14 protein-coding genes are annotated in these 13,159 nt (G+C 39.9%); 11 read left to right on the top strand and 3 right to left on the bottom strand.

Annotation, left to right across the window (positions count from 1 at the left end; all coding sequences use genetic code 11):
* Positions 1–97: 97 nt before the first annotated feature.
* The 3 genes from NCWK1_RS28470 to NCWK1_RS28460 all read right to left on the bottom strand — a co-directional run bounded on the left by NCWK1_RS28470 (position 98) and on the right by NCWK1_RS28460 (position 1,863).
* Positions 98–748 (bottom strand): hypothetical protein, encoded by a 651-nt coding sequence (locus NCWK1_RS28470; RefSeq protein WP_103127005.1) that lies wholly within the window; start codon positions 746–748, stop codon positions 98–100.
* A complete protein-coding gene (locus tag NCWK1_RS28465) occupies positions 745–1,065 on the bottom strand; it encodes a hypothetical protein (RefSeq protein ID WP_245895012.1) in 321 nt (106 codons plus the stop codon). The genes NCWK1_RS28470 and NCWK1_RS28465 overlap by 4 nt, the downstream gene beginning before the upstream one ends.
* Positions 1,066–1,644: 579 nt before the next feature.
* Positions 1,645–1,863 carry a helix-turn-helix domain-containing protein gene (locus NCWK1_RS28460; RefSeq protein ID WP_103127003.1) on the bottom strand — a complete coding sequence of 73 codons (219 nt, stop codon included), beginning with the start codon at positions 1,861–1,863 and terminating at the stop codon, positions 1,645–1,647.
* A 156-nt stretch (positions 1,864–2,019) separates the two neighbouring features.
* On the opposite strand from NCWK1_RS28460, the gene NCWK1_RS28455 reads away from it, so the two are divergent.
* The 11 genes from NCWK1_RS28455 to NCWK1_RS28395 all read left to right on the top strand — a co-directional run bounded on the left by NCWK1_RS28455 (position 2,020) and on the right by NCWK1_RS28395 (position 13,062).
* Positions 2,020–2,526, top strand: coding sequence for a transposase (locus tag NCWK1_RS28455; protein ID WP_103127002.1), 507 nt, complete (start codon positions 2,020–2,022; stop codon positions 2,524–2,526).
* A gap of 15 nt (positions 2,527–2,541) precedes the next feature.
* Positions 2,542–3,159: a hypothetical protein gene (locus tag NCWK1_RS28450; RefSeq protein ID WP_103127001.1), complete on the top strand. Its 618-nt coding sequence runs from the start codon at positions 2,542–2,544 to the stop codon at positions 3,157–3,159.
* 182 nt (positions 3,160–3,341) lie between these two features.
* The gene (locus tag NCWK1_RS28445) at positions 3,342–3,842 is read left to right on the top strand and encodes a glycine-rich domain-containing protein (RefSeq protein WP_103127000.1); all 501 of its coding nucleotides are present in this window, start codon (positions 3,342–3,344) and stop codon (positions 3,840–3,842) included.
* A gap of 78 nt (positions 3,843–3,920) precedes the next feature.
* Entirely contained in the window at positions 3,921–4,712 is a 792-nt protein-coding gene (locus tag NCWK1_RS28440) for a hypothetical protein (protein ID WP_103126999.1), read from the top strand.
* Between the two features lie 3,574 nt (positions 4,713–8,286).
* A complete protein-coding gene (locus NCWK1_RS28425; protein ID WP_103127006.1) occupies positions 8,287–8,886 on the top strand; it encodes a ParA family protein in 600 nt (199 codons plus the stop codon).
* Positions 8,883–9,083, top strand: coding sequence for a hypothetical protein (locus NCWK1_RS28420; protein WP_103126996.1), 201 nt, complete (start codon positions 8,883–8,885; stop codon positions 9,081–9,083). Before NCWK1_RS28425 ends, NCWK1_RS28420 begins: the two co-directional genes overlap by 4 nt.
* Positions 9,076–9,390 (top strand): hypothetical protein, encoded by a 315-nt coding sequence (locus tag NCWK1_RS28415; RefSeq protein WP_103126995.1) that lies wholly within the window; start codon positions 9,076–9,078, stop codon positions 9,388–9,390. The genes NCWK1_RS28420 and NCWK1_RS28415 overlap by 8 nt, the downstream gene beginning before the upstream one ends.
* A gap of 117 nt (positions 9,391–9,507) precedes the next feature.
* A complete protein-coding gene (locus tag NCWK1_RS28410; RefSeq protein WP_103126994.1) occupies positions 9,508–10,011 on the top strand; it encodes a DNA-binding protein in 504 nt (167 codons plus the stop codon).
* Positions 10,012–10,100: 89 nt separating this feature from the next.
* Positions 10,101–10,874, top strand: a complete 774-nt coding sequence (locus tag NCWK1_RS28405) for an AAA family ATPase (RefSeq protein ID WP_103126993.1) — start codon at positions 10,101–10,103, stop codon at positions 10,872–10,874.
* The gene (locus tag NCWK1_RS28400) at positions 10,871–11,884 is read left to right on the top strand and encodes a metal-dependent hydrolase (RefSeq protein ID WP_103126992.1); all 1,014 of its coding nucleotides are present in this window, start codon (positions 10,871–10,873) and stop codon (positions 11,882–11,884) included. Before NCWK1_RS28405 ends, NCWK1_RS28400 begins: the two co-directional genes overlap by 4 nt.
* Complete coding sequence (locus tag NCWK1_RS28395; RefSeq protein ID WP_103126991.1) at positions 11,881–13,062, top strand: HlyD family secretion protein; 1,182 nt, start codon at positions 11,881–11,883, stop codon at positions 13,060–13,062. The genes NCWK1_RS28400 and NCWK1_RS28395 overlap by 4 nt, the downstream gene beginning before the upstream one ends.
* Positions 13,063–13,159: the final 97 nt, after the last annotated feature.

Raw genomic sequence — 13,159 nt, 5'->3', positions numbered from 1 at the left:
TATTCTGCTCATTTTGCAGCTATCAATAATTGTTAATAGAGATAGCAAAGTAATTATTGATAGCAAGACAATAGGATTAACCTTAATTTTTAATACATCATCCTGCTGCTGGCACTTTAAAGGCTGCAATTGCTGTCTTGACATTTCTTTTAAAGTCAAGACTTTGCTGTTGCATATTTTGATTAATAGACTGCAATCCTTGGGTTAGCTGACGAGAGTTACCATCAAACTCCTGACTAACAACTTCATTCACATAGTCAACTACATCAGAAATTTTTTGACTGTTCAATGATGCTTTATATCTAACAAACGCAACAATAGCTGATTTAATTTCATCTAATGAATCATGAAATTCATCTGATGAACTATTTAAATTTGATGCAATTTCAGCAATCTGAGCAGTATCTAAAGTAATCCCAAGACTTTGAGCCGTACTTCTAATTATTTCTGATTTAGGCTGTTCAATATCCTCAATCGGCAATTCTTCATCTATTTGAACAGGTGCGATCGCTTCATTATCTGCATCTAAATCATGTACAATTGTCTGATTTTCATCGATATCATAAACAATCGGTTTTGCATTCTGATCAATGAAATATTGTGTAATACTATCAATTTCATCAAAAGTAGGGTTATCTGCATCAACAGCAGTCTTAATGAGAGCATCTTTGATTTCTCCAAGAGAAACTTTAATATTTCTTCTGTTCAGCCGAGATTGAATCCTAGTAGGGATAGTATTTTTGCTCATGATACTTTTGCCAGTTGATTATTTTGATTCTTTGCTTTATAAATCAGAGCGATCGCAATGATAGGAATTAGTACAGTTTTGTTGTAGAAAGCTTTTGCTTTAAAGCCCCCACACGATTTAAACCATCGGCTAATTGTTGATTGATTAGGCTCAATGTTTAATCTTTTAAGCAAACTTACAAACTGCTCACCAGTCACGCCCTCGCCTACTGATGGCTCAAGGCTTGTGACCTGACGCTTTACTTTGTGATATTGAGCGAAATAACGAGGTGAAACATTTTTAAGGGCAAGGAATAACTCAAAGCCAGCTTTATTCATATTCAATTCACAGGCAGTCATCGCTTTTTTGACTCGCCACCAGTGAACATCACAGACGCGATCGCCTACCAAAGTTTCATAGATGATTCTTGCTTGCTCCATTGCAGTATGAAAAATGTGTAGTTTGCATAATTGCAGTGGGTGTAATTCAAGTAAGCTGTACTCGCGTTTCAAATACTGCTTATTTGTATTTCACACTCTGCATAGTTGTAGTGGAAGATGCAATAATTGTTAGTTTTGTATTGCAGAAAACTAAGTAAAAATGCTTTCCACTGCTTATCAACAATAGGTTTTAGCAATGCAAGGTAATTGCATAACCTGTATTTAACTCAATTAAAAGCCCCTCCAGCTAGAGGGGCAATGATTAAAGTCAATTAACGCACAAAATCTCAAGACTTAACTATTTAGGATTCTCCTCATTTTTCCCCTTATTCTTCCAAGCCTACCAAAGAAATTCCTGAGTCTTTTCAACACCCTCAGCATTAATCATTTCTTCAATTTGGCTAACAGTTAAGCCTCGGTCTACGATCCTCTTAATCGAAATGGGATTAGTAATTTTATCTGCCATAGGTTCTCCACTCAAAAATCTAGCGGTGGGGGTACTTCAAGCCCTGCGTCCTTCAAAACTCCCAAAAGCTGCACAACTCTAACTGCTAAATCTCTGGGTTTGGCTTTATTTGTGTTCCATTGGGAAACCACTCTAGGAGATGTCCCTAATGCGATCGCTGCTTCTTGCTGTGTTGAATAAGATGCGATCGCATTCAGAACATACTCGCGTTTTTGTTCATCAGCACTCATAATAGTTTTGCTCCTGTAGCCGAATCCTACGGTGGGCGATAAGTCCCCGACGTGCCAGCGCCGGGGCTTGTTTATTAACTTTACTGTACCAAAATACTAAAAATAATAAACTATATACTAAATTAAATAAAAACCCCTTGTGAAACACAACTATTAATGGCTCAACAATTTGCACTGGGCTACTACTATGTCAGTCCTGAAGACGACGAAAGAATGACAACGTTCGGCGAAGTTTCAGGAGATTCATTAAACACACTTGTTACCCAATACATCAGAGGTTGGATTGGGCGAAAGCGTGATTATTACCTAAATCTGGCAAAGTTGGATGCCCAAGCCAGAGAATTAACCTCTGAACAATGGGTAGACATTATGCTAAGTGAGGGGACTAAGGGACTACCACCTTATAAAACTCCCATCATCAGAGTAGAAGGTAATCCACTCAGAGATGTTGCTTTACTACCAGTTGAGGAGATGGTAAAGCGGCAACTTAACTATATTGTTCTGGCTGAACAGAATATATGTCTGCTACGAATAGCTGTACTTTATGACGGTGACAGCCTAGTTAGGTATGTCAGCCGCATTGTTAAAGAACATTTAGCGCGTAACTGGGAAACTTTGTACTTACCTCAAGTGCAAGCCAATCAAACTAAAGTCTGGTTTTAACAGGAGTAAATAACAATGGTGCAAGCAGCAGTATCTACAAACATCACACTGGAAGCGGTGATTGATCTGTTTTTAGAAAAATTGGGCGAACCGACTAATGAATGGCAACGTCAGGCATTAGAAGAATATAAAAAAGGTGATGCCAAGGCAGTTAAAAAAATCTATGCCAGTCATCTTAGAGATTTTTACAGCAAATGTCTGGGATTTTTGGTGAGTGCGACCAGCACAAATCCTAACTTACGCAAAATTTTGGCGGCGGCGGCTAATGCGGTGGCTGACTATGCACAGGTAAAAGCTTTAGATGAAATCAGCAGTGGTAACACCATTGCTTTTGAGTCTGTTGACTCAGTAGGGAATGCAATAGAAAATATTTTAAAATTTCTAAAACCCAGAACTGATTATCACCAATTAGCTTTAGCTTCCAGAACTAATTATGATGCGCTCAAGGAATTAGAGAAGGAAAACCCAGAGGATCATCTAATCAAAGCTCTGCTGTATTTGACTAAAGCAACCCCAGATTCACCAGTACTGTACACCATCATTGCGGAAGCTGCTGCAACGGCGGCACTGCATACCAGAAATTTGGAGCATCAAGAAATTAGTGATGCCATTGATGCTGCTCTAAATTCTTAGAGGATGAGGGCGATCGCTCTGGTTGGGTGGGGGCGATCGCTTTCATTCTTAGAGGACAGATGACAAAAAACCTGTTTCAGTCTTTAAGGCTTTTGCAAGAAACGTAAAGTGTGGTTGACAGCAGAAAATCATTCTACTTGCACAAGGTATAATTAATACACCAAATTTGTGAGGTATGTTTGATGTTTGGAATAAGTGTTAATAATGAATCTAAACGCGCACTCTTGCCTAAGTTTGAGAATCTTGATTTGGAATCAATTATTGTCAAGCTAACTCATCCGAAAGATATTCATAAGTGGAGTCGAGAAAAAGCAGAATATGCAGTTTCTCAATACAAGAAATTTCTTTTTTTGAATGCTTTATATCCTGAGCAAGAACTAGTACCTACAATAGAAATTGATAATGTTTGGCATGTTCATATTCTTGACACTGAGAAATATCGGAATGATTGCCAATATTTGTTCGGTCGATTCTTAGATCATTATCCCTATTCTGGGCTGAAAGGGCAGCAGGACGAAAAAGAGCATCTTAATAAATTTAAATTGAGTCAAACTCTTCTTCAAGAACTTTTTCCGTCAGATGATGTAACGTTTTCTAAAATTCCTGCACATTCTTCTAGTACCTCATCTGCAAGTTTTAGTTCAGTTACACTAGCATATTCCTCCTCTAACCGTTCTAGCTAATTCGATTTTATTGATTGATGAGTTTTTCATTTGATCTTCATGTCATCTTGAATCTTGACTTCTAGCTTCGGAACCTTAATGCCTCAAAGTAATAATCATAGAACCGAAAATCCATTAAGTAACTTTGCGACTTATTTCACTCCAACGTCCGTAGTATTTACTATTTCTTTAATACTTTTAACTGTTGGTTTGTTTACTCAAAATAGTTTAGGTTTCTGGTCGCAGCTACTATCAACAACTGGGTCGGCACTGTTAGCAAGCTGGGTTTCAGTTATCTATGATCGAGATTCACTGGTTAACCGCTTGGAGAATATGTTCAAGATCAAGGCTTTCTCTGAACAGGGTTTTCGGAGGGTACATGAGCAGATGGATTTCGGTAGCATTTTTCGCATTGCCAAGAATGGGGATACGGTGTATTGGCATGACACCTACTGCTCACTTCGTAAAGGGTATCTTGAAGACGTAAAGAATGCTCTGCAAGAAGGAGTTAAGATCCATATTCTTGCTATAGATCCTGATTGTCCTAATGCTACTCATAGATCTAATGAGATGGATGAAGGTCAAGCCTGGATTGTAGGACTTCGAGACTTCATTACTGCAATGCGTAACTTAAGAAACGATCCAACTTATGGACATAATCTAGAATTAAGAATCTATGATGGGCTTACTTGCGTGCCTTTTTATATTTTATTCGATAGAAGAAGAGATACCCCTAAACTAGGTTATTATTCTATTTTTCTCAACGATCATACAGCTGACTGTACACATTTTGAAATTGTGGAAGGGAAAGATTTCAGTCGAGGAAGGGGACTACTAACGAATTTTGTTGAGTATTTTAAAAAAAAATGGGCTACAAGCAGAAGTGCCTAAAATGTAATTACAGATATCGCAGGCTAACACCCTCTTGAAACCGAACGGTGCAGCGATCTTGGTGGGTATAAAAGGGTTACTAGCCGCCGCTGAAGGACTATCCATTAGTCACATCTTTCTTTACAATCTTGAAACGCTTGTTTTGTCGGCATCTTGAACAATGAGGTGTCAAACATACTTGAAAGAGGCGCAACCTCCACAGGACTTTTACTCAAGCCGTGGCAGCGCCGGGCTATTTTGGGGATTGAGATACGCAATCGCACTCACAATTAATTAATCCTGGGTAGGGATTGAAATAAAAAAAGCCTGCTCATCAGTGAGAAGCAGGGTTGAAATTAGGATCTACGGCAAGGTGATCGCTGGTTTGGGGTGCGATCACCTTTTTGTTGAGTATGCGGATACTCGGACACTTAAACATCCGCGTACTTGAGTACTTACTATTTGGGTGGGCAAGCCTCCTTTTTAAGCAAGAAATTAGGCAGAGGCGACATTTTAAAGTCTAAGGAGACTGTACAGTTAGCATGTTATGAAAAGGTAATCAAGGCGATCTAGTTCTTGTGACTGCGATCGCTTGGGTGTGGTGGGCGATCGCTATTTTTCTTAGAGGATAATTTTGAAAGTTAGTTTCAAAATTATCTGAGAACTGAGGAGAGCGACCAAGGGCGATCGCCTTCTTAATGTTTAGTTTCTGTAAAGTTATAACAATTTAGCGGAATTTGACAAATCCACTTGTTTGATTAATCAGTCATAGCCAAATTCTGGTTTTATTAACAACAGCCAATTTGGCAAGTTGGCAATATTAGTATATGTTATTCAAGGAAGGTAAAATTCTCAACATATCAGTACTCTATTTGTATCAAAATAACTCAGCAAAATAAAAATTACTTTATTCAGAGAAATAAAAAAATGAGTGTTTTTCTCATCCTTCTCTGAAACTATTGACGTTTCTTGCTAAAAACAGTAGATTGGAAAGTTTGACATTAGAGATAAATTTGCTAATATATAAGAGCGATTACTTGGAGTCTGTCAAAAAACAGATTTCAATATTTAAAAGATAAGCAGCTAGATTTTAGCTGCTTATCTTTTATGCGGATAACCGTACAAACCGTACCTTTGTGGAAAAGCATTTTTTAAGAAATCTAAGCCAACATAGAAATTTTGTTGCATAGATGTTGCATAAAGATTACGTTGATACTCTTAGTATCCAATTTTAATTGCTGAATTCGTTAACCGTTCTAGCTTATTTAGAAATTCTAAAAACTTAGATATTAGTACTAAAAGCTACCAACCTCAATGGCGATATTAGTACTTATATTTATTCACTCAATCTATACAGAATATTGGGTGTAAGTCTATTGCTACCAAAGAAAACACTATATAATTGTAAGATGAAGCAAATTAGTAAATAGAAAGCAGACTCCAAGTAATCGCAAGTCACTAACAGTCTTCCTTTCTGGATTTATTAGATTTCGCTTCATATTTTCCAAATGCAAAAAGGAAGACTCAAAATGAAGCTAACAAGAGAGGCTAGTTTTCTTGTGCATTCTGTGATGGTTAGTATTATTTTAATCGCAATACTGACCAGTGCGGTGTTAGCAGGAAAACATATTAATCTAGAATACGGTCAATTAAAATTGGAAATCAATAATTCACAGCAGATATGTGAATTAACCCGACCAAAATTTTAGTTGTCGATTGTAGGTTAAAAATGTGCCTAACTACCATTTATTTAGATAATCTAACCTTTAGATTATATCTAAAAATATGAGTTGTAAGTGAGTTGCTCAAAAAGGCGATTGTGGTCATTATATCTGCCCGGATCGCCTTTTCATATTAAGTTATTTAGCTCTTTGAGGTGCGATCGCATCTGTACTCAACTGACAATTTTCTTAAAGGATAAAGGCGATCACAGTTACAAGAACTAGATCGCCTTTATGGTGAGTATGCAGGTACTCAGATGTTTAAGTACTTACATACTTGAGTATTTGCTATTTGGGTGGGCAAGCATCCTTTTTTATTTGGAAACTAGGCAGAGGGGACATTTTGAAGTCTAGCGAGACAGCACAGTTAGCAGTTGCCACCACTGAGAGAGAGGCTAGTGCAACTGATCCGCCAACAATGACAAAAACCATAATTGCTGGCTTATGATTAAACTGTTTGGGTTTAGGCATTTGCTTTGACCTTTATTGGTTTTAATGAGTGCTGGTTTGGTAGTTTCCGAGGCCGCCAACCCAGCTTTTTAATGTTCTTAGCAAACATCATCACTAATATACTTGTTTTAGAAAAAATCATTTTTGGTTGAACGACATCTGAACTGTGCTGTGTGCTACATTTTGCCTGCCTTTACCTAGCAGTATTACTTTTATATTGAGTTAGTTATTAAATGCGCTTTAAACTGAAAGCCTTGAATTAATGGCATTTTTTCATTTTCTTGCCTGTCAAGATATAAGCTTTAAGTTTTATCAGACTGAAATCCACGTTTAAACTAAAATCATTTCACAATGAATTGCGATCGCCTTATTTATTTGGATGGATAGTTTCTTAACCTTCTTGGTAATTTGGCAGTTTAAATTAAGCTTTTGGAAATTTTTGCGTAAGTTCTGAATCCATGAGATGACGTAAAAATGTTATGAAAAGGTAATCAAGGCGATCGCACCCTCAAAGAAAGCGATCGCCTTTTTGTTGAGTATGCGGATACTTACATACTTGAGTACTTGCTATTTGGGTGAGCAAGCATCCTTTTTTATTTGGAAACTAGGCAGAGGGGACATTTTGAAGTCTAGCGAGACTGCACAGTTAGCATTTGCCACCACTGAAAGAGAGGCTAGAGCAACTAATCCGCCAACAATGACAAAAATCATAATTGTTGGCTTATGATTAAACTGTTTAATGGGTTTGAGCATTTGCTTTGACCTTTATTAGTTTTAATGAGTGCTGGTTTGGTAGTTTCCGAGGCAACCAAGCCAGCTTTTTAATGTTCTGAGTGAACACATCACTAATCATAGTGGCAGTGGAGCAAGCTTAAGATCATAAATTCATTCTCCAATTAATACAATTTCAATGGAAATAATTTGAGAGTCATCGTGCCGAAACGGGAATTTTGTACGCTAAGACAATGCTCAGACTGCCAAACGCTTACTGTGCTTTGCTTTCTAGCAAATACTTAATTGAATTTTTCAGCTAATGGCTCAAAATCGGCTTCAAGACGAACTTGCCCATAAATAATAGTTGGCGGAAGTAAAGTTGTGAAAAGTAGAATAAGCTTTCTAGGTTATTTCATGTCAACAACTTGCCCAAAAATAACCATTTTTGGCAATAATCAATGCCACTTCAGAGTTTTAAACCTAAAAAATCAAAAATTTTCAAATTTAAGAAGCTGTAACTCATTTTGGACAATAGTTTAGGGGATTATTTAATTTTCTTAGCGTACAAAATTCCCGTTTCGGCACGATGACCCCAATATTTGACTCAAATGACTGAGCTAAAAATTACAGTATTAACTAATGTTAATTTGCAAGTACTCAGATATTCGGCTATGCAAAAATTCAGATACGCAAATATCCGAGTACCCGTTATGATAATTACAGTCGTCGGATTCAAGGGCGGCATTGGGAAAACCAGTACAGCCGTACACTTAGCCTGTTACCTTCATCAGAAAGAAAAAACTTTGTTAGTAGATGGCGACCCCAACCGCAGCGCGTCAAGCTGGGCAAGTAGGGGTAAACTACCTTGTGATTTATGTGATGAAACAGAGGCAGCTAGTATTGCCAGTAAATATAAACACATCATTATCGATACCAAAGCAAGGCCAGAGGTTGAAGATTTGCAAGGGTTAATTGATGCCTGTGACCTAATGATTTTGCCAACCACACCTGATGCTTTGGCGTTAGATGCCCTAATGCTAATGGTCAAGGCAATTCCGCCAAATACCAATTACAAAATTTTACTCAATATCATTCCTCCCAAACCTTCTAAGGCTGGCGATGAGGCTATGGAGTTTTTAAAGGAGCAGATGAAGCTCCCAGTATTTAGCACTATGATTCGCCGCTATAGCGCATATCAAAAGGCATCTCTGCGCGGAGTGCCAGTATATGAAAGTGGTGATGAGAGAGCGAGGATTGCTTGGGGCGATTATCAAAAATTGGGTGTTGAGTTACTGAAGGTGATGCAGTGACGAAAAAAATTGAACTATACGATTTTGTGCGACCAAGAACAGAAACAGATTCGGTTTGGAGAGTTATTGATATTAAACCAGATGGTCAAATCGTCGCGCAAAAACGCTACAACACGCTAGAACCAAAACAAATTAACCAAGTAGTGTCCAAAGCAGATTTTTTTGAGTTACTTAATGAGGCTGAGATAGATGAGTAAAAAAAATCCATTCGCTGCAATTGGTGACGCTGCCCGTTCTGCTAATCCGACACCTCAACCACAGGAGCAACCGCAGGAGGTACAGCCAGAGCCAGCACCCACAGTAGAACCTCAGCCTAAGACTGTAAGTAAGGGTAGTGCAAAGGTGAAATCTGGCAAACGCTCAGATCCAGACTATCGGCAAACTACTATATATGTACATGACAAATTACACCGTAAATTCTTGCGACACTTAGAAGATACTAATTTTGATGGTGATTTCTCGGATTGGGTAGAAACCAAAATGAGAGAGTTGGTACGAGAGTAAATTTTCTTAGAAATCACAGGTACATAAAATTTTCAGCCGTACCTCAGTGCAGGTACGGTTGCTTTTTGACAGGTAAAAAAACGTACCATTTTGTATATAAATTTTGGTACGTTGAAAATGAGCGAAGTCCAAACTCTGCGAGAAAAAGTATTTTTAAATTGCGATATTATGCAAGCTGCTGGAGAAAAAATTACACGCGATGCGGTACGGCAGCGTACCGGGGGCAGCGACCGCGATTTAAGCAAGTACATCAAAGAGTGGCGAGAATCTAAGGCGATTGTGGTACAAAACAGTACTGAAAACCTAGCTACAACAGGTACAGATTTCTCTGACGATGAGGTACAAGAACTCAACGCAGTAAGCGAATATAGCAATACTCCCAGCGATGATTTAGCTCAAGTAGCTAGACGTGGGGCTGAAAGAGCAGCAGCACTACTAGCAGGCGAGGAAGCAGTAGTATTACATCTACTAGAAAACCCTGATCAATTGCCAGATGATTTAAAACAGCAGGTTGATAACTATCGCTCTAGAACTGCTACAGCAATCAACAAACGTCAGGAGAATTATGATCCTAGTTTTTTCGCCAAGATGGCCATAAGCAAATTGAAACACCCAGCATAGAAAACGATCGCCCTACACAAACACCCCCACTCCCTACTCCCTACTCAGCACTCAGCACTAAAGACTTTCGACCAAGCATCACCGCGCAGGTGTTAGCCAGTTTGCAGCAAGGTAAATCTATCTGTGTAACTGGCGATGTTGGCATGGGCAAAACACATCTGGCTAAGTTGGTACAGGATGAGCTTGATTGCTGTTATGGCATTTATCGAGGTGACAACACCAAATGTCTGCAAATGATTGCTGAGGGGCTTGATATTGACCTTTACCAAATTATTGATGAGGGTGATAGGGGTAAGCCACTAACAGCCAAACAACTCAGGGAGGAAATAACACTCAACCTTAGTTCGACTATTTTAATTTGCGATCGCATCCACAAATGGCCAGCTTCTCTCAAAGGCTGGCTAGAAGATTTACACGAAAGCGGCGCTGTACTGCTTTTATTAGGTAATCAGCGCGATTTAGAGGGTGTATTATTCAAAGTTCCTAGACTGACATTGCCACCCTTGGATGAGCAACAAATCCGCACAATTATTTGGTCTGAAGCATCAAAAATGGGTGTGCAGATTTCACCACCCAAGGCAGCAGAATTAGCCAGCCGCGCCGGAGGCAACCCACTACTAGCACAGCGTATGGTGCTAGAACTACAGCAGGGTGTTGAATCAAACAACAACCAGGATAGTAACAATTATCGAGACATTACACCGTTTTTAATGGCGATCGCCGGCTTGCTTGGTGCAGTTAGATTCATTGGTATGGCAACAGGTGACTTACACCTTAGAATCCTTGGAGGGCTGGCAATCACTGTATTGTTCTCACTGCGATCGCTCAGTTTAGTTTTTCCAAAAAGGAATAGCCGCCGATGATGGGAATTACTCATACTGCCGTCGCTTTGGCTGGTGTCTCTGTATTAACTGGCAGTGCTGATATATCTGTACTACTGCTGGCTGCGATAGGTTCACAGATTCCAGATTTAGATACTACTAAAAGCTGGATTGGTAAGGCTGTCTATCCTTTAGCCAGTTTCTTAGAGGAAAAGTACGCGCACAGGTCAGCAACTCACAGCATATTTTTATCATTGGCAATTGCTACTCTGACCTTGCCTGTCTTGTGGTTGTATGGTTGGCAGCTATGGGCAGCATTGCCATTAGGACATTTATTAAGTTGTTTTAGTGATTGCTCAACCAAGCTAGGCTGTCAATTTTTCTGGCCTATCAATAAAGATAACTGGGTAATTGGACTCAACCCACAAAACCGCATTGAAACGGGTAAAACGGCTGATTATGCAGTGTTAGCCAGTGCCATTTGTGTTTTCTGCATTTCATTTTATTTAGTCACCGGGGGCGGCGGTCTTGGCGCGTGGGCTACACGTACTCTATTCCCTACAGAGCGTACAGCAGTAGAGCTACTGCGCCAGGAGAATCAAAAAGCGATCGCTGTCCAAATTGAAGGTGTTCGCACAGTTGATAATTCACTTGTTAATGATAAATTTTGGGCTATTGGTGCAGATGGCGGAAAATTGATTGTACGCTCGATTTCCGGGCAAATTATGAGAATTGGCAATGGCGGTGACATCATCGCTAAACGTGTAAATGTGCTACCTGAAAGGCTAGATGTTAAGACTCGACGGCAACGCATAGAAGAAGCTGAGGCGGCGGAGTGGGTGAAGTCGCTACCATCAGGAGCATTAGTTTCGGGAATACTGGAAATTGAGGATAGCGGCGAAATTAATTTACCAATCGCTACACCGGGGGCAATGTCAACAGTCAACAAATCTGCTAGTGGTGTCAGTCTTGATTACGCTTCAAAAGAAGACCTAGAGCCGCTAGAGGAATTTTTTATTCTGAGTGGCGAGGTTGTGATTAAGCAATTATGAAATTCTTATTCAGATACATTGCGATCGCAATCTTTATAACTACGTTCGGTGTAGCCATTGCTCAAAGTCAGCAGGCTCTTAAGGTTAGTAGTACAGATATACCTGTAGAGACTTTTTCCGGCAGTAAAAAACAAAGTGACAATGCCAACACAGACCGCGCATTGAGAATCAATTTAACTGTTGATGACACTACATTTTTAAAGGTTAAGGAAGGGCAGGAAGTTAAAAAAGGCGATTTACTTGTCGAAAATACCCTAGAGAGCGATCGCCTCAACAAACAACGCCAGTCTGTTGTTTTGCAAATCGAAAATCTCAAATCTAAAGCTCTGCCCCAGCCCTTTGAACCCAAAGCAGCACCAGCAATTGCAAACTTACCTGCGGCTAATTTCTTAGAGGAAGAATCTAATATTGCTCAGGCCAAGCTACGTTTACAACAGGCTCAAAGCACTTTAGAAAGTCGCCGTCCTTTTCTTTTGGCTGATAATCCAGAGGCACGGGCTGAGGTTGAAAAGGCGGAAGCTGGGGCGAGAAGTGCGTCAGAGAAGGTGCAGGAGCAGGAGCAGTTAATCAAAACCATGCAGGATTTACGTTTGGATTCACCCGTGCTGAGGCATGAGGAGGCCAAACTAAAACAAGCCATCGCGGAGAGCGAACAGGCTAACTCGGCATTTGACCAAGCAAAAGGCAAGTTAGCGTCTAGCGCCATCGTCCAGCGTCAGGAGTTGGAGAAACTAGAGGTTGCTTTGCAGTTGGCGAAATCCGAGCTAAATTTGGCTCATTCAAAACTGCAAACGGCTAGAGATAACCGTAAACTCGTTGAATATCGTGCATCAATTGAATCTGCCCAACGGGTAGAACAGCAAAATGAGGCAAATCTAGCGTACACTCGACAACTGCAAGAGTTCGCGCAACAGCAACGTGATAGAGATTATCAACTTGCCCAATTGCAGATATCTCTTAGCTCAATTGATGACAAAATCAGCTTAATTCCTGTGGTGCGATCGCCCAAGGCAGGCTATATCAGAAGGGTTAAGCCTTGGGTTGGCAGTAATGGCAAATATTCCACAACTATTACTATTAGCAGTTCTCGTCCTTCCTCTAAGAATGGAGCAAGCAATCGCCCAACCCAAACCAATGCCATCAGCGACGCAACCAGCCAAGGCGACACCGACGAATGAGGATAATGGTGAAATTATCGAGGAGGCACCACCGCCGGAGGAAGCTCAGGAATTTGATCAAGATGCTGATCAAAAAATTCCCAAAAATGAGCCTAAT

Origin of the sequence: Nostoc cycadae WK-1 (assembly GCF_002897135.1) — a bacterium.
Lineage (GTDB): Bacteria > Cyanobacteriota > Cyanobacteriia > Cyanobacteriales > Nostocaceae > Nostoc_B.
This window is presented reverse-complemented; position numbering and strand designations above follow the sequence as displayed.

What these genes read in the sequence shown, in the direction of transcription:
- NCWK1_RS28425 (WP_103127006.1), top strand. Translation starts at nt 8,287, where the DNA reads ATGATAATTACAGTCGTCGGATTCAAGGGCGGCATTGGGAAAACCAGT.
- NCWK1_RS28455 (WP_103127002.1), top strand. Translation starts at nt 2,020, where the DNA reads ATGGCTCAACAATTTGCACTGGGCTACTACTATGTCAGTCCTGAAGAC.
- NCWK1_RS28445 (WP_103127000.1), top strand. Translation starts at nt 3,342, where the DNA reads ATGTTTGGAATAAGTGTTAATAATGAATCTAAACGCGCACTCTTGCCT.
- NCWK1_RS28450 (WP_103127001.1), top strand. Translation starts at nt 2,542, where the DNA reads ATGGTGCAAGCAGCAGTATCTACAAACATCACACTGGAAGCGGTGATT.
- NCWK1_RS28440 (WP_103126999.1), top strand. Translation starts at nt 3,921, where the DNA reads ATGCCTCAAAGTAATAATCATAGAACCGAAAATCCATTAAGTAACTTT.
- NCWK1_RS28460 (WP_103127003.1), bottom strand. Translation starts at nt 1,863, where the DNA reads ATGAGTGCTGATGAACAAAAACGCGAGTATGTTCTGAATGCGATCGCA.
- NCWK1_RS28395 (WP_103126991.1), top strand. Translation starts at nt 11,881, where the DNA reads ATGAAATTCTTATTCAGATACATTGCGATCGCAATCTTTATAACTACG.
- NCWK1_RS28400 (WP_103126992.1), top strand. Translation starts at nt 10,871, where the DNA reads ATGATGGGAATTACTCATACTGCCGTCGCTTTGGCTGGTGTCTCTGTA.
- NCWK1_RS28465 (WP_245895012.1), bottom strand. Translation starts at nt 1,065, where the DNA reads ATGAATAAAGCTGGCTTTGAGTTATTCCTTGCCCTTAAAAATGTTTCA.
- NCWK1_RS28470 (WP_103127005.1), bottom strand. Translation starts at nt 748, where the DNA reads ATGAGCAAAAATACTATCCCTACTAGGATTCAATCTCGGCTGAACAGA.
- NCWK1_RS28415 (WP_103126995.1), top strand. Translation starts at nt 9,076, where the DNA reads ATGAGTAAAAAAAATCCATTCGCTGCAATTGGTGACGCTGCCCGTTCT.
- NCWK1_RS28410 (WP_103126994.1), top strand. Translation starts at nt 9,508, where the DNA reads ATGAGCGAAGTCCAAACTCTGCGAGAAAAAGTATTTTTAAATTGCGAT.